Origin of the sequence: Nocardioides gansuensis, assembly GCF_003076135.1 — a bacterium.
Taxonomy (GTDB): domain Bacteria; phylum Actinomycetota; class Actinomycetes; order Propionibacteriales; family Nocardioidaceae; genus Nocardioides; species Nocardioides gansuensis.
Genome location: NZ_QDGZ01000010.1, coordinates 35,791 through 52,897 on the forward strand (window position 1 = coordinate 35,791; position 17,107 = coordinate 52,897).

A 17,107-nucleotide genomic window follows, 5' to 3' on the forward strand; every position below is an offset into this window, starting at 1 on the left:
TTGGATATTCCTAGCCGATGGCCGCCACACGCGGCAGTACCACCCGGAACTCGCTCCCCCGGCCCGGCTCGGAGTCGACCTCGATCCGGCCGCCGTGCAGCTCGACGATCTGCCACGCGATGGACAGGCCCAGGCCGGTGCCCTGGATCGCGGCGTCGGCTGCGGTGCTGCTCCGGAAGAACCGGCTGAACAGCCGTGGCTGCTCCTCGCACGGGATGCCGAGCCCGTTGTCCGCGACGGACACCTCGACGCCGTCACGCCCGCAGCCCACCCGCGTGACCACCTTCCCGTCCGCGGGCGTGAACTTCACCGCGTTGCCCATCAGGTTGACCAGCACCCGCTCCAGCTGGTCGGCGTCGGCCATCAGCATGACCGGTTCCTCCGGCACGTCGATGTCGAAGGAGACCCCCTGCCCCTGGGCCGTCGGGGCCACCACGTCGAATGCCGTGAGCGCCGTCAGGCGCAGGTCGATCTGCTTGCGGACCAGCACCTGCCCGGGGTCGCCCAGGCTGGACAGGGTGAGCAGGTCGTCGACGAGGTGCAGCAGCCGGCGGCTGTTGCCCGACACGCGGCTGAGGGCGTCGAGCTGCTCCGGCGTGAGCTCGCCGAACCCGCCGTCCTCGAGGAGCTCGAGGTAGCCCATGATGCTCGTGATCGGGGTGCGCAGCTCATGGCTCACGCTGGAGACGAAGTCGTCCTTGATCTGGTCGATCTCCCGCAGCCGCTGCCCCCTGAGCGCCTGCTCGAGGCTGCGCTGGGTCCGCACGCGCTCGGTGACGTCCTCGGCGGTCACGACGTACGCCGAGGGCTCGCCGCCGTCGTGGAGCACCGGGGCGAGCGTGACCTGGTGGACCCGGGGCATCCCGTCCTTGCGGATCAGCTCCACGTCGGTCGGGGCGACCGTGCGGGAGAGGGCGCGACTGACGTCTCCGCGGGTCGGGGCGACGCCGAAGCGGCTGGCGAGCCGGACGAGCTCGTGGCGGCGCAGGAACATCGTGACCTGCCGGCCGACCACGTCCGCCGACCTGTAGCCGAGCTGGGCCTCGGCCCCGTGGTTGAACAGGGTGATCTCGCCCTTCGGCGTGGTGACCATGATCGCGACGCCCCGGGCGCCGTCCACGATGCTCTGCAGGGTGGCCGCCTGGGCCCGCGCGCCCGCGGCCGTGTGCGACTGCAGGGCCACCATCAGGGCGAACGGCACCGCCACGAGCACGCACGCGATCAGGTAGGCCTGCAGGAACACCAGGGTCCAGCTGCTCCCCGTGGCCTCTCCGACTGCCGCGGAGAAAGAGCCGAGGCCCCGCATCGTCAGGACGTCGCCGGTCACCGCGACCACCAGCACCTGGCCGAGCGTCTCCCGCACGTCGAAGCGCAGGGCGGCCCAGGCCAGCGCAGGGAACATCGCCACCATGCCGAGGTGGCCGATCTCGTTGTGGACGGTGAAGGCGACGGCCGCCGAGCCCACCAGCAGCGTGACCTGCAGCATCCGCTCCCCCTGGCCGGCGACCGTGGTCCCGCGCCGCACGCGCATGAAGAACGGCACGAGGACGAGATAGCTGATGAGGTGGAAGGCCGCCGTGGCGAGCTGCTCGGGCCACGGCTGGCCTGCGGACCAGGCGGCTGCGGCCGCGCCCAGACCGCCGAGGCCGGCGCCCAGGACCGACGTGCGGGCGAGGACACGGAAGTCGACCGGCGAGAGAAGCGGAGGAGGACCCCCTCCGACGTGGAGCCGGTGGGCCACGACCAGCACGCCGAGCATCGTGCCGGCGGTGGAGGTGACCGCGAAGTGCAGGTCGGTGCCGGCGGAGAGGCAGGACAGGAACGTCACGACGGCCAGCACGCTCGTCAGCAGTGGCCACGCAGCGCGGGGCGAGCGGATCAGCAGGCCCGCGGCGAGTCCCACCGCGATGAAGTCACCGACCGCCTCGTCAGGCGGCATGGCGTCCCTCGCCGCCCACGCCCCCAGGGCGTAGGCCAGCAGACCCGCGACGTGGGCCGCTCCCACGCCCTGCGCTCTCACGCGGTCAGACTAGTCACGGGCGTCCCTCCCGAGAGGCGCCCACGCAGAAGTTGCCAGAACGCATAAGTTGTCGCAGGTGACCCCTTCCCGCACCCACGACGTGGTGATCGTCGGCGCCGGCCACAACGGCCTCGTCGCCGCCGCCTACCTCGCCCGCGCCGGCCTGTCCGTCCTGGTCCTCGAGCGACTGCCAGAGGTCGGTGGAGCCGCCGTCTCCACCCAGGCGTTCCCCGGCAAGCCGGCCCGGCTCTCCCGATACTCCTATCTGGTCGGGCTGATGCCCGACGCCCTGATGGCCGAGCTCGACCTGGACGTGCGGCTGGTCTCCCGCAGCACGGCCAGCTACACGCCGTACCTCCGCGACGGGCGCGCCGGTGGCCTGGTGGTGGAGCGCCCGGAGGGCGAGGCGACGCGCGCCTCCTTCCGCGAGCTGACCGGCGGGGACGAGGAGTACGCCGCGTGGCGCCACTTCTACGCCGACGTCGCCGACCTCGCACACGCCGTCGAGCCGACGCTGATGCGTCCACTCCCCCACGAGCGCGACGTCCGGGCAGCAGTGGACCCCGGCATCTGGCGCAACCTCGTCGAGCGGCCGCTGGGCGAGGCGATCGAGGCGCGCTTCTCCGACGACACGGTGCGTGGCCTCGTCGCCACCGACGCCCTGATCGGCACCTTCGCCTCGATGCACGACCCCTCGCTGGCGCAGAACCGGTGCTTCCTCTACCACCTCGTCGGCAACGGCACCGGCGAGTGGCGGGTGCCCGTCGGCGGCATGGGCGCCCTCACCGACGCGCTGGCTAGGGCCGCCACGTCGGCCGGCGCGACGATCGTGACCGGAGCCGGCGTGAGCAGCATCTCGCCCGGGCCCGACGGCGCCGAGGTGACCTGGCACGACGGCTCCGCCGACCAGAGTGCCACCGCGCGACGCGTGCTCGCAGGCGTCGCGCCATGGGTGCTGCGCATCCTGCTCGGCCAGGAGGAAGACGCCGACACCAAGCCCGCCGGCGCCCAGCTGAAGATCAACTTCCTGCTCGACCGGCTGCCCGCGCTGCGCTCGGGCGTCGACCCGGCCGCGGCGTTCGCCGGCACCCTGCACGTCGCCGAGGACTACTCCCTGCTGCAGCAGGCGTACGACGACGCGGCAGCCGGCTTCGTCCCGACCATGATGCCGGGCGAGGTCTACTGCCACTCGCTGTCCGACCCCTCGATCCTCGGCGAGCTCGCCGGGACCGGCGCACACACGCTCACCTACTTCGGCCTGCACACGCCTGCGGTGCTCTTCGAGGCCGACCCCGGCGCCAAGGAGGTCGCGGTGCAGCGAGCGATTGCGGCGCTCGACGAGCACCTGGCCGAGCCGCTGTCATCGGTCGTCTCGCGCGACGCCGAGGGCAATCCGTGCCTGGAGGCCAAGATCCCCCAGGACGTGGAGCGCGAGCTCGCGATGCCCGGCGGGCACATCTTCCACGGCCACCTCGACTGGCCCTGGGCGCCCAACCGGGCCCGCCTCGAGACACCCGCCCAGCAGTGGGGCGTGCAGACCGACCACCCGTCGGTGCTGCTCTGCGGATCGGGTGCCCGGCGGGGTGGCGCGGTGTCCGGGCTCGGCGGCCACAACGCCGCCCAGGCGGTGCTCGCGGAGCTGTGACCCTCGATTTCTCGTCGACGTCGGCCGCTGGTAACGTTGGCTCCGCTTCACCGGGCGCCATTAGCTCAATTGGCAGAGCAGCTGACTCTTAATCAGCGGGTTCGGGGTTCGAGTCCCTGATGGCGTACAAGACCGCAGGCCAGGACGCATCACACGTCCTGGCCTTCGCCATTCGCCACGGTTTTGGTCCTCTGGCCACACGTCCCTTAACGCGGCGTCGAGCGCGACGGCCGCCCGCGAGTCCACCGCCCGACGGCCCAGGTAGAAGTCCTGGGTCATCGACGTGCGCGAGTGCGCGAGCTGGTCAGCCACCAACCGGGCCGAGAGAGCAGCCTCGTCGAGGATCGTCGCGGCCGTCTTCCGGAACGTGTGCGACGTGATCCACGCCAACGTGTCGACTCCGCGGGCCTCTCGCAGCGTTCGCAGGATCCCGGAAGCCCCCGTTGATGTCCGGGAAGAGTGGCTGGTCCAGCCGGACGCCGGTCATGAACCGGCGTCGCAACACAGCGACCGCGCTCGCCGGTATGGGAAGGGTGCGCTCCCCGGCGGCGCTCTTCGTTCCCTTCCGGAGCAGGCCCTCGCCCTTGACGCGGATCAGGGTGCTCCGCGGGCTACGTGGTGGTGAGCCGCTCGTAAGGTGGCGATCTGGCGCAGGGACGGCGCGTCTCGACAACCGCGCGACCAGCGGCATGAGAGGACGACTCTCGTTCCAGTCCGCGGCGCCCGGAGATGGGAGAGCTCCCATGAGCGAGATGCGAGGATGACACCGTGAGCGTCGACGGGGGGATCGAGCAGCCGGGAGCCACGCCACCGCTGCCGAGGTCGATCTGGGTGCTCGCCTGGGCTTCGCTGGCGGGCCAGGCAGTGCTATGGCTCCGGGAGGGCGGCCGGAGCGACGACCAGGTGTCGCTTGTCGGGTCCGTCGTCCTCGGCGCCCTCCTCGTGGGCTACGTCTCCGCCGGCGTCGTCCGGGCCCGTACCGTCCGGCTCGTGCTCGCCTGGGTCGGGCTGGTGCTGGGCGTGATCGGTGGGCTCCTCGGCCTGGTCTCGGTCGACAATCTGGGCCAGGCGGTCCTCGCCGTGCTCGCGCTCGCCACCGCGGCGGTGGCGCTGGCCGGGCTGGCGAGGTTCCGCCGCACCGACTGGTACGCCTGGCAGCGCACGAAGCCGTCGGCCCACGAAGGCGCCCCGATCGGCCAGCTGGTCGCGATCGGTGTGCTCGTCGGCGTCCTGGGCGGCGTGCTGGGCGGACCGGTCGACGACCGAGTAGACGTGCGCATCAGCGTCACCGACCGCTGACCGGGTCCCCTCGTACCGGGCGCGATACGACGCCGTGCGCTGGTGATCTGGCCTGCTGGCGGGAACGGCGTTCGGCTGCGCCCCGTCCCCCACCCCGCTCATCGGCAGGAGCGAGCGGAACGCGGAGATTCGGGCGTTGCCAGGAACTCACGTGCGTCCCGGAACTCCTCGAGCCGAGTCCTCTCAGCCCTCCGGCGGCTTGTCTGCCGGACGGACCCTCGGCGGTCCCAAGGATCGAGAGGTTTCGGCTCGAACGGTCCCCATATCGATGTGGAGCTCGAGGAGCACGTGTGTGGCGATGCCCTCTCCCTCGCGCAGAATCCCGAGCAGGAGATGTGCTGGTGCGATGCGCATCTCTCCGTACATCTCGGCCTCCCGGCGGGCAAGATGGAGCACCTTGGACACGCGAGGCGTGAGCGGTAGCTCCCCGGCCGAGGCATCGGAGCCCACGCCGACGATCTCGCTGACCTTTGTCCGAACGGATCCGAGATCTGCGTGGGATGCGAGAATCCGCGCGACATCGCTGGCGCCGTCTCGCATGATGCCGAGGAGGAGGTGCTCGGTGCCGAGGTAATGGTGGTTCAGCCGCTGCGCCTCGGCCTTGGCGAACCCGAGCACCGCACGTGCGGCTGGGGTCATCGCTGACTCGGGTACCGGGGGTGGCAACCTCGATAGGCGCATGGCTCAGTTTGTCATCGCCTCCCGACTTCACTCTCAATCCGGCAAGACCACACGGGTCGCGGCATGAGCGTGCGTCGCGACTGAAGGGTCTGCTGGGCACACTTCGCGCTGTGTCGAGTGTCGCTTTTCAGAGGGGCGGCTCGACGGCATGCAAGCGAAGGACGGTGATCTCTGCTTGGTCCATCGCCGGGAACCCGGCACGCGTCAGGGCGTCGCGCATCTGCTGGCTGGCGAAACGTGTGCGCATCGCCTCCTCCGAGTCCCAGACGCCGACGATGTACAGCGAGTCGTCGCCGACCCCGCAATGGTGGCGCATCTCTCCAGGTGGCCCGCCGGCGTCCATGATCGCTCGATGGGCTCGGTCGTAGGCCTCGGTCAGTTCCTCGACATCTCCGCGGAAGCGTGCAATCAAGAGTGTGGGCATTCGCGCACCTTCCAGCAGGGTTCGGCCAGTCCAGGGTAGGCCCGAAGCGCGCTCGGAAGGCGAACCATCTGCGCGAGCGCTACTGGGTCCAAGCCGGGCGGTTGAGCCGTCGTCGACGCTGCTGCTGTTGCGGCTGGAGTCGCTTTCTTTCAGCTCCACGAAGAGCACATGAGTTGCAGTGTCACCGATGTTCTCCCCGTGATGCTGCCGGGCGGGCAGCCAACCGACCGTGCCCGCCTCCAGATCCACCTCTCGCTGCACGTCGCCCGAGACAGGACGCCTCCGAAGGAGCTCAACGTGGGAAGACGCCCTCGGTGCGAGCGCACATCGGTGTGACCGCGCGACCAGCGGCAGATCCGGATGGCCGCAGCGCACGCTCGAAGCCGGAGCAACGAGAACTTTGGCGAAGATTCCTAGGCGTTCTTTGCTGGTTGACGCGCCGACAGGGCGTGACCGGATGTTCTGTAGCTTCGCGGGCGACGCCAGGTCGGCTCCTTATGACCAGGCAGCGGATTAAGGCTCGAGGGTCACACCCAGCACCTGATAGAGGAGCAACGCCATGGCGAGGAAGACCAGGCTGGTGAATGCGATGTCCTCGAACCAGTCGACAACACCTGGATTCCGGTCCAGCAGGATCCTCGGGTTGTAGTAGAGGATCGATGCCGCGGTCACCGCGGCTGAGAACACGAGACCCACCCACGGCGCCCATTCGAAACCAGCGAAGAGAAGAACGATCACCAGGGCAGCGACTAGGTAGAGTGCGATGTTGTTCTTGACGAAGCTGGCGGTGGAGTCATGGGGCGAGACCCCGGCCTTCGCCGTCGCGCGATACATCTCGTATGTCAGCGAGAGAACGAACGCGGCAACGAGAATCCACGCCGCTTGCGTTACGAGATCAGTCATCGGTGCCTCCACGCTCGGGAGGAAATCCTGCGCAGGCTGTCACGGCCCCGGATGAGGTCGCTGGCGCCATGGGTGATCAGCGCCTCCTCTTCTTCGGTCCCATGGTCCCTCCGCGTGGCCGAACCGGACAAGCAGCCAACTGAGCAAGTACTGGGGACAACGCCCTGTCATCGGCAGGAGCGAGCGGAACGCGGCAGTTGAGCGCGCCACGATCCTCGCCCTGGCCGATCTCTGGCAGCATCGTCACCGTGGGGGCACGCCTGTTGATCGTGGTGTCGGGTCTGGCCGCCAGTGGCAAGACGACGGTCAGCAAGGTGCTCAGCCTTGGGCTTTGTATGCCGCTGATCGACAAGGACGAGATCCTCGAGGCGCTGTTCGACAGCCTCGGATGCGAGGACCGGGAACAGCGGTATCGCCTCAGCAGGGCGAGTGATGAGGTTCTTCACAGAATCGCCGCGTCCGCGAACACGGCTGTGGTCGTCAACTGGTGGAATCACGACTCCGCGCCCGCCAGATTGCGCGAGATCTCGGACTCGCAGGTGGAGGTCTTCTGCGAATGCCCCGTGGAACTTGCTGCGGCGCGGTTTGCTTCGCGCGAACGTCACTCGGGCCACCTGGATCACCTCCGCACGCCCGAGGAGCATGACGACGGGATCCGACGGATGCGCGAATCGTTCCGCGGCCCGCTGCGCCTGAGCGAGCACCTGGTCACGGTAGACACCAGGGATCCAGTGGACCCGGAAGTGTTGCTCGATCGAGTGCGCTCGGCGATGTCTGCGGCAGCAGTGGGTGGATAGGCGCAAACCACTACATGGACCCCTGCAACCTCATCCGCGCCATGCGCGGCAGATCCGGACGCTCTGCCTCAATTGTTGCTGCGCTCGCCTTGCGAGTCACGACATGTGAGCAAGCGGCCCCGTTCCGATGGCGGTCGACTACGGTCCGGATGTGGATCTGCAGCGACGCATCATCGAGGGCCAGGGCGAGTTCTTGCTCTTCGCGCTGACCCCGCCGCGACAGACGGCATCCCCCGAGAAGGCCCAAGAGATCGCCGACATCACGGCGAAGCGCCTTCAGCCTCTGGGGGTGGACGGCCTGATCCTCTACGACATCGATGACGAGAGCGACCGCAACCCCGAGGAGCGCCCGTTTCCGTTCCTTCCCACGATGGATCCGGCGGACTACCTGTCTCGGTATCTCAACGACTGGAACACCCCGGTCGTGGTCTACAGGGCTGTTGGCAAGTACGCCGAGTCGGAGCTCGAATCATGGCTCCGGGCCCAGGAGCCTGAGCGGCGACTGTCGGTCTTCGTCGGCGCGGCTTCGCGTGACAAGCCCGTCGCCACGTCCTTGGGACGTGCCCAAATACTGCGGACGCAGGCGCGGCCCGACCTGCTGCTTGGTGGTGTCGCAATCCCTGAACGGCACACGCGGAACGGAAATGAGCACCTGCGTCTACTGAGGAAGCAGGCGGCGGGCTGTTCCTTCTTTGTCACCCAAGTGGTCTACGACGTGAAGGCAGCGAAGAACCTCGTCTCGGACTATCGCTACGAGTGCCTCGCGCAAGGGCTTACTCCGGTGCCGATTGTCTTCACCTTTTCGGTGTGCGGCTCCACCAAGACACTCGAGTTCCTCAGGTGGCTGGGCGTGGACGTGCCACGCTGGATTGAGAACGAGCTCCTGCACGCGGACGACACCCTTGAGGCGTCCTTCGAGTACGCCCTAGCGGCCGCGCGGGAGTTGATCACCTACTGTCGACGCGTCGGCGCCCCGTTCGGGCTCAACATCGAAAGCGTCTCTATCCGGCGCGCGGAGATCGAGGCGTCCGTGGACCTCGCGGCCCAGTTGCGGGACGAACTGCACCGCTCGGACTAGCCGACCCGCTCCCTTCGGCATCGCGTGCCCTGTCCTCGGCATGGTCGGGCGCATCCGCGCGCTGGCGTCGGTCGGCGCTGAGCCCGCGATTTCGACAGTATTGTCTGGGCAGAACGTGCAGTCAGTATGCAGTGGTTTTCTTCACTGCGGTTCCAACATCCGCCAGTAGACCGCATGAGGCCCCCATCCACTTAAGGCGTCGACGGGTTCCGGTGCGATCAACCGGCGCCACAAGTTTGATCCCTGTTCTTCGGCGGTAGCTCTCCCGTGCAGATCCGTCGCTGGCAGCAGGGAGCGGCGTACTAGATCTCGGCATCTTTTCCCACGCCCAATGGCGGCGGCATGCCGCGTCTCTATCCCCGGACGAGGGGGGTGTATCCGCGCTAGGAACGTGTACCGAGCCGTTGCAAGATGGCTTCGACGTGCCGGTGGCCGACCAGCTCGTATCCGACGACGGTGACGATCGGAGCGAGCATGACCATCACAAAGCACACCGAGAGCGCAGCGCCCGCTGCCGACAGCGCGACCGCGGCTCCAAGGACGAGTGCCGTCGCGGCCATGAGCGCTAAGTGAAACCTGTCTCCCACTCGTACCAACGCGGTGTGCAGGCCGTAGAGGCAGATCACGAACACCCCTACCGGGAGTGCGACGCTCACCACAACCGAGGTTGCTCCGATGTGTGCCTCGCCCTCGATGAAATATGCGGCGACGTGCAAGCCGGCGCCTGTTGCGGCAAGCGCCGCCAGCAGCGGGATGTGGAGATATCCCCAAGCCATGGCGCGGTCCCGGTGGCGTCTCAGGACCCGCTCCGCGGGCACGATGAAGTACATCCACCAAAGACCAAAGGTCAGGCCAGTCCCCGCCGTCGCAATCAGCACAGCATCGGCGCTCCAGCCGTTCTCGTCGACGACCGCCGAAAGCGACGCCACCGTGCCGATCACGCCCTCACCCAAAGTGATGATGGTGAGGAGGCCGTACCTCTCGGCGATGTGGCCCGGGTGCCACGGAGTGCCACCCCGCCGGCCTTGGGCGAACCAAGGGGTCGCGAGCTCGAAGAGGATCAGTGCGAGACCGACAACAGTTGCCGCTCTCAGTGACGGCTGGACGACTGCGAGTGTCACCCACCCAGCCTGGGCGAGCGAGATCCCAACGGCGTACGCAATACAGGCGTCACGGTGCCTCGAGTCCGCCCGTGCGGCCCGCAGCCACAGCAGCACCATTGCGATGCGCATGACCACGTAGCCGGCGACCATGACCTCGTTTCCGAGGTGGTGGCCACTGTCGACGGCGCGAAACATCTGGGGAAGCCCCAACGCCAGGACAACGACGCCGGCCATCTGCAGCATCGTGATAAGGCGGACGACCCAATCCTGGGTGTCGAACGCTGAAGCGAACCACGAGTAACTGATCCATGCCCAGACGATCGCGAAGCAGGCGAAGGCGAACGCGAACAGACCCGAACCGTAGTGTCCCTCGGCGTACATGTGCGCGAACTGCTCACCAGCGATTCCGAACGCGACGACGAACGTCAGGTCGAAGAGGAGCTCCAGCGGTGTGGCCTGGCGATGCTCCGCGTCCGGATCCCGGCCAACCATAGGCACCATCCGGTGGGCTAACGAGCGGAAGCGAACCTCGTTTTCCTGTCCGACCATGTCGGTCATTCTCGCTGGGAGGATCGCCGTCGATCCATGCACCCTGGGGTTGGTCCTAGACGAACTGGCGGACCGGAGTCAGCGCTGACCAGAGCGACGCGGCACGGAGGCCTCGAGCCGGGACTGCTTTCGGGCGCGGGATCCGGGTCCCGGTGCCGCGATCACCGCCCCGATCGCGGGGTCGGCCTTCCCCACTGCTCCCTTCGAGAACAGTGATGCCAACCACGTGGTCCGCTCGGTAGGGTGCTCAGGGTGCCGCCGAGACAGCCACCGAGTCATAGCACACCGCTATCGCGACCTGAGGAGCAACGCGTGCTGTTCTCGGCAACCGGCGTCAACTCGAGCGATGGCCGGGCGTTCACTGGTGCGGCGGGGCTGGGTTGCATAGCCTCCGCAAGCGACGAGCCGCAAACTCAGTTGTCCCCCAGCCGGTCGACGGTCTTCCCTGAGTCGCCGAGCGGTGACCGGGTCCGCCTGTGACCAGCGTGGACGCCGTCCGGGCGCCCGCGATCGTGCTGGTGTCCGGCGATGTGGCCGACGAGCTGCGTGAGCAATTCTGGCGCTACTCGCGTGAGTACGAGCTGCACGTCGCCGGCTCCTGCGAGGAAGCCCTGCAACTGACCGAGTCGATCCTCGAGGGCGGATCGACCGTGGCGCTCTTCGTGTCGGACTCCCGGCTGCCCGACGACGACGTGATCAACGCGCTCCAGCAATGGCGCGCGCTCGTGCCAACCGCTCGACGGTTGATCGCGCCGCCATATGAGCGCTTCCTTGTCGACGGCCCCGCGTTGCGGCCCGGCCTGGCGGAGGGAAAGTACGACGCCTACCTGCTCATGCCGCGCGGCGTTAGGGACGAGGAGTTCCACCAGGCTGTCAGCGAGCTGCTCTCCGACTGGGGGTCGACGGCTGCCGACCCGGAGGTCTTCGCGGCCTCGATCGTGGCGGAAGGACACGATGCGCTTGTGTGGGCGATCCGCGACTACCTCGATCGGATGGGGTTCCCGAATCGGGTGTGCTCCCCAGCGTCCCCGGAGGGACAGGAGATCCTGGCCCGAGCCGGCGGAACGCCTTCCTTGCCGGTCGTCAGCGCTCTCGACCGCGAGCCGGTTTCGGCGTCCAGCGTCCGCGACGTCGCCATCGCCCTGTACGGCGTGCCCGACAAGGTCAACGTGCCGGACATTGTGGACCTGGCGGTGGTCGGCGCCGGGCCGGCCGGGCTCGCCGCTGCCGTGTACGGGTCCTCCGAGGGGCTCAGCACCGTCGTGATCGAGGCAGAGGCGATCGGAGGGCAGGCTGGCTCGAGCTCGATGATCCGCAACTACCTAGGATTCCCCCGCGGCATCTCCGGAATGCGCCTCGCGCAGCGCGCCCGAAGCCAAGCCCTCCGCTTCGGGACGCGGTTCTTCACGGGCCACGACGTCGTGGCGCTGGTCCCCGGCAGACCGCACACCCTCCAGACGACGGATGGCCGCGTCCTGGCCCGTGCGGTGGTCGTGGCCTCTGGGGTGCGCTACAACCGCCTGCGCGTCGAGCCGCTCGAGGCCCTCGTGGGCCTCGGCGTCTACTACGGCACGGCGATGTCGACGGCACGGGAGATGTCCGGCTCTGACGCCTTCGTCGTGGGTGGCGGCAACTCCGCCGGCCAGGCCGCCGTTCATCTCGCCCGCCACTCCCGCTCCGTCACGATCCTCATCCGCCGACCGAGCCTCGCCGAAACTATGTCCCGATACCTGATTGGGGAGATCGACAACAACCCCAGGATCACCGTCGAGCCGCTTACTCATGTGGTCGACGGCGGCGGCGACGGACGCCTCGAGTGGCTCACCACGGAGCGCATCGACACCGGCGAGCGGACGACCCGACCCGCGGCCGGCCTCTATCTCCTGATCGGCGCGTCCCCGCACTGCTCGTGGCTGCCACCGGAGGTCGCGCTCGACGAGTTCGGATTCGTCCTGACCGGACGCGACGTCCCACCAGAAACCTGGATCGGCGGGCTCCCTCCTGCCAGCCTGGCCACCACCGTCCCCGGCGTGTTCGCGGTCGGTGACGTCCGGGCGGGATCCACGAAGCGTGTGGCCACCGCCGCCGGCGAAGGAGCCTCGGTGGTGTCGTCCGTCCACACCTGGCTGAGCTAGAGGAGCCGCCGTGCACATCCTGCTGACCGGAGCCACCAGCGGCATCGGCCTCGCCGCAGCTGCCCGGCTCGCCGCTGGCCCGCACCACCTGGTTCTCCACGGACCAGAGCCCGAGGCTCGCGGCGCCCAGATCGCCACACGCCTCTCCCGCGGTGCCCACCCCGATGCGCGGATCACCTACGTGTCCGCCGACTTCACCGACCTTGCCACAGTGGAGCCTCTTGCCGACGCTGTGCGCAGGGACACCCCTGGCCTGGATGTGCTCGTCAACAACGCCGCGATTCCCGGCCCCCAATCGCTCACGACGGGCACCACGGGCACCGAGCTGACCTATCAGGTGAACTTCCTCGCCAGCGCACTGCTCACCCACCACCTGTTGCCGGCCCTGGTCCCAACCGGGCGGGTCGTCAACGTCGCGTCGGCGACCCACTTCAGTGCACAGCTCGACGTAGAGGACCTCGACTTCCGACGACGTGGATACGCCTCATCGGCGGCCTATGCGCAGTCGAAGCTGGCGATCGTGACCTACAGCAACTGGCTCGCCACGAGGATCCGACCGACTGTAGTGAGCATCCACCCGGGCGTCGTCGCCACCGACCTGCTCCACGCGATGTTCGCCGTCCGAGGCGTCCCGACAAGCGTCGGCGGCAGCAACCTCGCCGCGGCGGTGACCGCGGAGGTGCCAAGCGGCACCTATATGGATGAGACGTCGCCCGCCGAGCCATCCGCTGCGTCGATGGAACCTTCATCGCAGAAGGCGTTGGTCGCGGACACCGAACGACGGCTCGCGGTCAGCCTGCCCTGAGCAGCCCCGCCCCCGAGTGTGTCGGGTCCCAGAACTCGCGGATGAGGCGATGCCCACGCACACCGCGTCGACGCCCTGCCGCCGGCAACCCGTCAGCCGCCGGCCGCCGGCCGCCACGATGATGCTCGGTGAGCGGGCCCGCGGACATCATTCTGGCAAATCTCATAAGGTCACGGTCGACTTGCACGGCGGGTCGCAGTGCCTTATCGCCGACCTGCCGTCACGAGTAGATTCCGGAACATGGTCACAGAGATCGACGTACGCGCAGCTCCCAGCGGCACTGGCTGCGCCGACTGCGACGCGGCCGATCCACCCGGCTGGTGGGTCCACCTCCGCCGCTGCGCGACCTGTGGCCACGTCGGCTGCTGCGACACGTCGCCCGCCCAGCACGCCACCGCGCACGCGAGGAACACCGGACATCGCTACATCCAGAGCTTCGAGCCCGGCGAGGACTGGTTCTACGACTACAAGACCCAGAACTCATTCCAGGGTCCGGAGCTGGCACCGCCCACATCGCGGCCAGCGGACCAAGCGGTTCCCGGGCCCACAGGCCGCGTCCCGGCCGATTGGCGAACCCTGATACACCGTTGAGCGGGCATTACCGCCGACGGCGCGTTCGCAGCTGCGGCGCACCTTCAACTCGGCAAGACCGCGCACCATCGGCGGCAAATCCGGACGTCCCCGCCTCCCCCGCGCGATGGCGCGGGTAGGGCAGGGTGCACCGCATGAGCGACGACCAGAAGCAGCAGCTGCATGACTACCTGACTGAGACCCGTGAAGCGGTGATCTGGAAGGCCGAAGGGCTTTCGGAGTACGACGTGCGCAGGCCGCTCACACGTACCGGGACCAACTTGCTTGGACTGATCAAACATCTCTCGATCGTCGAGGCCTGGTACTTCGGGAAGACCTTCAACCGCCCGTTCGCGCCGCACCTGCCGTGGTGGGACGACGACGCGCCAGAAGGTGCCGATATGTGGGTGACCGCTTCGGAGAGCCGCCAGGAGATTCTCGAGACCTACCAGGCATCGATCTCGCATGCCGACGCGACGATCCGCTCGCTTGACCTCGACGCTCCCGGGCACGTGCCATGGTGGCGGCGACCAACTGTGACGCTGCACGCGATACTCGTCCACGTCCTCACAGAGACCGCTCGCCACGCTGGACACGCCGACATCCTGCGCGAGCAACTCGACGGGCGTACCGGGATGCGAGCAGGCAACTTGAACCAGCAGCCGCACGATGAGCAGTGGTGGACCGACTACCGCTCACAGATCGAAGCCGCCGCGCAATCCGCTGTTTCGAAGTGAGCCGCCTCGCTGATCGCTCCCACCTCAGTGCCGCCGATGTCCAAGGACCGACGATCTGTCAGTCGGATTGGTGCGCCTGCTTCCGTCAGATTGGCTCGGGAGTGCCCCTCTCCCGAAGGGCTGCATCCGGGCCGGGCGGAGGCTCATGAGGTGTGACAAGGACGGCGGCCGCGCGCTCATCCCTCTCGCGGCGCCAGGCTTGGCGGGCGACGGCGCCGATGACGGCGACCGTGAGCAGGATCAGGACGGCGTCGACCCAGCCCGGCAGTCCGCCCAAGGCGGCGACGATCGTGACGCCGTTGACCAGGACCACCAGGCCGCCGACCATCGTGCCCATCGGTGCGTGCGGGAGTCGGCCGGCCAGCCGGGCCGCGATCGGGGCCATGATGACCCCGCCGACGATCAGGCCGGTCACGGGCAGCCACGGGACCCCGTGCTGCGCAGCGCCGGTGAGGAAGCCGAACGAGACGGAGACGGCGACCAGAAACTCGGCGGCATTCACCGTGCCGACCACCTTGCGCGGCTCGTGGCGAGTGACGGTCATCAGGCTGGGCGTGACGACCGGACCCCAGCCGCCGCCACCCGTGGCGTCGACAAACCCGCCGAGCAGTCCGATCGGCGAGAGCCAGCGTGCGGTGTGGCCGTTCTGGGGCGTCGGGATCAGTCTGACCCCGAGGCCGAACCTGGCGAAGATCACCAACCCGAAGAAGACCAGCAGGCCCGACATCCAGGCCTTCGCCGAGACGAGGCTGATGTTGGTGAGGACGACGGCGCCCAGGAAGCCGCCCATCGCGCCGGGCAGCGCGACGCGGAGCAGGACCGCCGTGTCGACGTTGCCCTCACGCCAATGCGACAGCCCGCTGATCAGCGTGGTCGGCAACTTCGCCGCGTGCGTGGCGGCACTCGCCGTGACCGGCGCGATACCCATGAACAGCAGCACGGTGGCCGACGTGACGCCGAAGCCCATCCCGAGGGTGCCGTCCACGAGTTGAGCAAGTCCGCCCGCCAGGGCGAAGACGACGACGATCCACATGGCAACCCACCTCGAGTGATCCTAAAGCCTGTTAATAGTACAGGAGTACTTGACTTACATGTCAAAAGGGCACGCACGTGGTGAGGGGATCAGTCGGCCGCCACGCTTCGAGCTCTCGGCCGGGCGCCGCGTCGGCTGATGGTCGGACTGCATGGCGGCCGAGGGTCAAAGTCCGACCGCTGGACAACGCTCGGCGGGGCGTGTCGTCGAACGATTCATCCCGCTCGACGCGCCGAGAGGTTGATCGCAGGCGCGCTCAACTCGGCGCGTGTGCGCACGATCGGCGGCATGTGCGGATGTTCGACTCGCCCCTGGACTAGAAGCCACTGTCCCCGCCACGGGCGTGCGTGCCTGCCTCGTGGTCCTCCTTGGCACATCTCCGACAGCGCAGGAAGGTGCCTGTGGCTTCACCGTCGGCAGACGGAGGATAGGCGACCTGTCCTGGCCCTCGTCTTCCTCGCAAGCTGAGGCGCGCCCACCTACTCCGATTACCTGATCGGTCGGAGTCTTCGGCGGTGTTGAGACTTGTCCTACCATCGGCTGCTTGTTCCAGTGACCCCACGACCGATGCCTTGCAATGGTTGTCGGAACCTGACGCCGGCTTCGGTCTTGGTGTGCACCGATTCACCGGCGAGCCGCAGCCGCTCGTCGCAGGCATGCGCGGGTTCCTTTTCGTTGTGACCGCGCGACCGGCGGCATGTCCGGGAAGGCGCTCGCGCTGGTCAGTACCAGCGGTGTGCGACATCCACGACGACCGTGTGCCCGCCGCCGGGGCGGTTCAGGACGAACGCGCGCATCGGTAGCCTGGCCCGCACCCCGAGCCCGATCGTGGTCTGCCCCTCGAAGGTCCCCGCCCATGCGACCTGGCGGAATGTCCGGTAGCCGGCGACATCGACGAGTTCCCGCCGGTTGTCGGGCTTGTACGTGAGCCTGCCGTTGTCGTCGTACGCCGGGGCCTTGACGATGATGCGCAGCTTGGTGCCACCTCGGAGCGGAACGTTGGCGCCGGACCCGTCCTTCGTGACCCTCTTGACGTACTTGACCTGGTACCCGGGCTTGCCCTGGCCCTTGGCGTTGACGTCGACCACCAGCCTGTCGAAGCATTGGTGCCGGCCGGACCGGATGTTCGTGATCTGCTTGCTGGTATAGGGCGCTCGGGCTTTCATGAGCGACCCCCACTGCGCGTCACAGACCGATGCCGACGCCGTCGGCGCTGATGTGACCGCCGCGAGCGGCGCGATGCTCACCGCGAGGGCGAGAGCGAGCGGGCGCACGATGCGCCTACTTCGCTGGGAAGTGTTCATGGCGTCCTCCTTCTGGACACCTGT

General features: G+C 68.2%; 15 protein-coding genes, 1 tRNA gene and 1 pseudogene. 9 read left to right on the plus strand and 8 right to left on the minus strand.

The window, feature by feature from the left end; translation table 11 throughout:
* Positions 1–10 precede the first annotated feature (10 nt).
* Positions 11–2,020, minus strand: a complete 2,010-nt coding sequence (locus tag DDE18_RS19595; RefSeq protein WP_133241281.1) for a sensor histidine kinase — start codon at positions 2,018–2,020, stop codon at positions 11–13.
* A 76-nt stretch (positions 2,021–2,096) separates the two neighbouring features.
* On the opposite strand from DDE18_RS19595, the gene DDE18_RS19600 reads away from it, so the two are divergent.
* The gene (locus tag DDE18_RS19600) at positions 2,097–3,665 is read left to right on the plus strand and encodes a phytoene desaturase family protein (RefSeq protein ID WP_116573962.1); all 1,569 of its coding nucleotides are present in this window, start codon (positions 2,097–2,099) and stop codon (positions 3,663–3,665) included.
* A gap of 54 nt (positions 3,666–3,719) precedes the next feature.
* Positions 3,720–3,792: transfer RNA gene (locus DDE18_RS19605), tRNA-Lys, on the plus strand.
* Between the two features lie 200 nt (positions 3,793–3,992).
* On the opposite strand, the pseudogene DDE18_RS24300 reads toward DDE18_RS19605, so the two are convergent.
* Positions 3,993–4,055: pseudogene (locus tag DDE18_RS24300) on the minus strand (hypothetical protein); the annotation flags it as partial.
* 378 nt (positions 4,056–4,433) lie between these two features.
* On the opposite strand from DDE18_RS24300, the gene DDE18_RS19615 reads away from it, so the two are divergent.
* Positions 4,434–4,964 (plus strand): hypothetical protein, encoded by a 531-nt coding sequence (locus DDE18_RS19615; protein WP_116573963.1) that lies wholly within the window; start codon positions 4,434–4,436, stop codon positions 4,962–4,964.
* A 183-nt stretch (positions 4,965–5,147) separates the two neighbouring features.
* Here the strand turns inward: DDE18_RS19615 and DDE18_RS19620 are convergent, their stop codons facing one another.
* From DDE18_RS19620 to DDE18_RS19630, 3 genes are all read right to left on the minus strand, one after another.
* Positions 5,148–5,603, minus strand: coding sequence for a Clp protease N-terminal domain-containing protein (locus DDE18_RS19620; protein ID WP_165821252.1), 456 nt, complete (start codon positions 5,601–5,603; stop codon positions 5,148–5,150).
* Between the two features lie 169 nt (positions 5,604–5,772).
* Positions 5,773–6,318, minus strand: a complete 546-nt coding sequence (locus DDE18_RS22670; RefSeq protein WP_133241282.1) for a hypothetical protein — start codon at positions 6,316–6,318, stop codon at positions 5,773–5,775.
* A 264-nt stretch (positions 6,319–6,582) separates the two neighbouring features.
* Entirely contained in the window at positions 6,583–6,972 is a 390-nt protein-coding gene (locus DDE18_RS19630) for a hypothetical protein (RefSeq protein ID WP_116573966.1), read from the minus strand.
* Positions 6,973–7,220: 248 nt separating this feature from the next.
* Between DDE18_RS19630 and DDE18_RS19635 the strand changes: the two genes are divergently transcribed.
* Positions 7,221–7,769 (plus strand): P-loop nucleotide/nucleoside kinase family protein, encoded by a 549-nt coding sequence (locus DDE18_RS19635; RefSeq protein ID WP_165821253.1) that lies wholly within the window; start codon positions 7,221–7,223, stop codon positions 7,767–7,769.
* A gap of 127 nt (positions 7,770–7,896) precedes the next feature.
* A complete protein-coding gene (locus DDE18_RS19640) occupies positions 7,897–8,847 on the plus strand; it encodes a methylenetetrahydrofolate reductase (protein WP_116573968.1) in 951 nt (316 codons plus the stop codon).
* Between the two features lie 383 nt (positions 8,848–9,230).
* Here the strand turns inward: DDE18_RS19640 and DDE18_RS19645 are convergent, their stop codons facing one another.
* A complete protein-coding gene (locus DDE18_RS19645) occupies positions 9,231–10,508 on the minus strand; it encodes a low temperature requirement protein A (RefSeq protein ID WP_245916891.1) in 1,278 nt (425 codons plus the stop codon).
* 467 nt (positions 10,509–10,975) lie between these two features.
* Here DDE18_RS19645 and DDE18_RS19650 point away from each other — a divergent pair, with 467 nt between their 5' ends.
* The 4 genes from DDE18_RS19650 (at position 10,976) to DDE18_RS19665 (ending at position 14,746) form a co-directional block, all read left to right on the plus strand.
* The gene (locus DDE18_RS19650; protein WP_116573969.1) at positions 10,976–12,634 is read left to right on the plus strand and encodes an NAD(P)/FAD-dependent oxidoreductase; all 1,659 of its coding nucleotides are present in this window, start codon (positions 10,976–10,978) and stop codon (positions 12,632–12,634) included.
* Between the two features lie 10 nt (positions 12,635–12,644).
* On the plus strand, positions 12,645–13,439 hold the full coding sequence (locus tag DDE18_RS19655) for an SDR family NAD(P)-dependent oxidoreductase (RefSeq protein WP_116573970.1): 795 nt from the start codon (positions 12,645–12,647) through the stop codon (positions 13,437–13,439).
* Between the two features lie 240 nt (positions 13,440–13,679).
* Complete coding sequence (locus tag DDE18_RS19660; protein WP_116573971.1) at positions 13,680–14,030, plus strand: UBP-type zinc finger domain-containing protein; 351 nt, start codon at positions 13,680–13,682, stop codon at positions 14,028–14,030.
* A 134-nt stretch (positions 14,031–14,164) separates the two neighbouring features.
* Positions 14,165–14,746 (plus strand): DinB family protein, encoded by a 582-nt coding sequence (locus tag DDE18_RS19665; protein WP_116573972.1) that lies wholly within the window; start codon positions 14,165–14,167, stop codon positions 14,744–14,746.
* 85 nt (positions 14,747–14,831) lie between these two features.
* On the opposite strand, the gene DDE18_RS19670 is transcribed toward DDE18_RS19665, so the two are convergent.
* Entirely contained in the window at positions 14,832–15,779 is a 948-nt protein-coding gene (locus DDE18_RS19670; protein WP_116573973.1) for a sulfite exporter TauE/SafE family protein, read from the minus strand.
* 722 nt (positions 15,780–16,501) lie between these two features.
* On the minus strand, positions 16,502–17,083 hold the full coding sequence (locus DDE18_RS19680; protein ID WP_211754654.1) for an AMIN-like domain-containing (lipo)protein: 582 nt from the start codon (positions 17,081–17,083) through the stop codon (positions 16,502–16,504).
* Positions 17,084–17,107 lie beyond the last annotated feature (24 nt).

Excerpts from the sequence above, each read along its gene's own strand:
- DDE18_RS19660 (WP_116573971.1), top strand. The coding sequence starts at position 13,680 with ATGGTCACAGAGATCGACGTACGCGCAGCTCCCAGCGGCACTGGCTGC.
- DDE18_RS19645 (WP_245916891.1), bottom strand. The coding sequence starts at position 10,508 with ATGACCGACATGGTCGGACAGGAAAACGAGGTTCGCTTCCGCTCGTTA.
- DDE18_RS19670 (WP_116573973.1), bottom strand. The coding sequence starts at position 15,779 with ATGTGGATCGTCGTCGTCTTCGCCCTGGCGGGCGGACTTGCTCAACTC.
- DDE18_RS19630 (WP_116573966.1), bottom strand. The coding sequence starts at position 6,972 with ATGACTGATCTCGTAACGCAAGCGGCGTGGATTCTCGTTGCCGCGTTC.
- DDE18_RS19620 (WP_165821252.1), bottom strand. The coding sequence starts at position 5,603 with ATGACCCCAGCCGCACGTGCGGTGCTCGGGTTCGCCAAGGCCGAGGCG.
- DDE18_RS19640 (WP_116573968.1), top strand. The coding sequence starts at position 7,897 with ATGGCGGTCGACTACGGTCCGGATGTGGATCTGCAGCGACGCATCATC.
- DDE18_RS19665 (WP_116573972.1), top strand. The coding sequence starts at position 14,165 with ATGAGCGACGACCAGAAGCAGCAGCTGCATGACTACCTGACTGAGACC.
- DDE18_RS19680 (WP_211754654.1), bottom strand. The coding sequence starts at position 17,083 with ATGAACACTTCCCAGCGAAGTAGGCGCATCGTGCGCCCGCTCGCTCTC.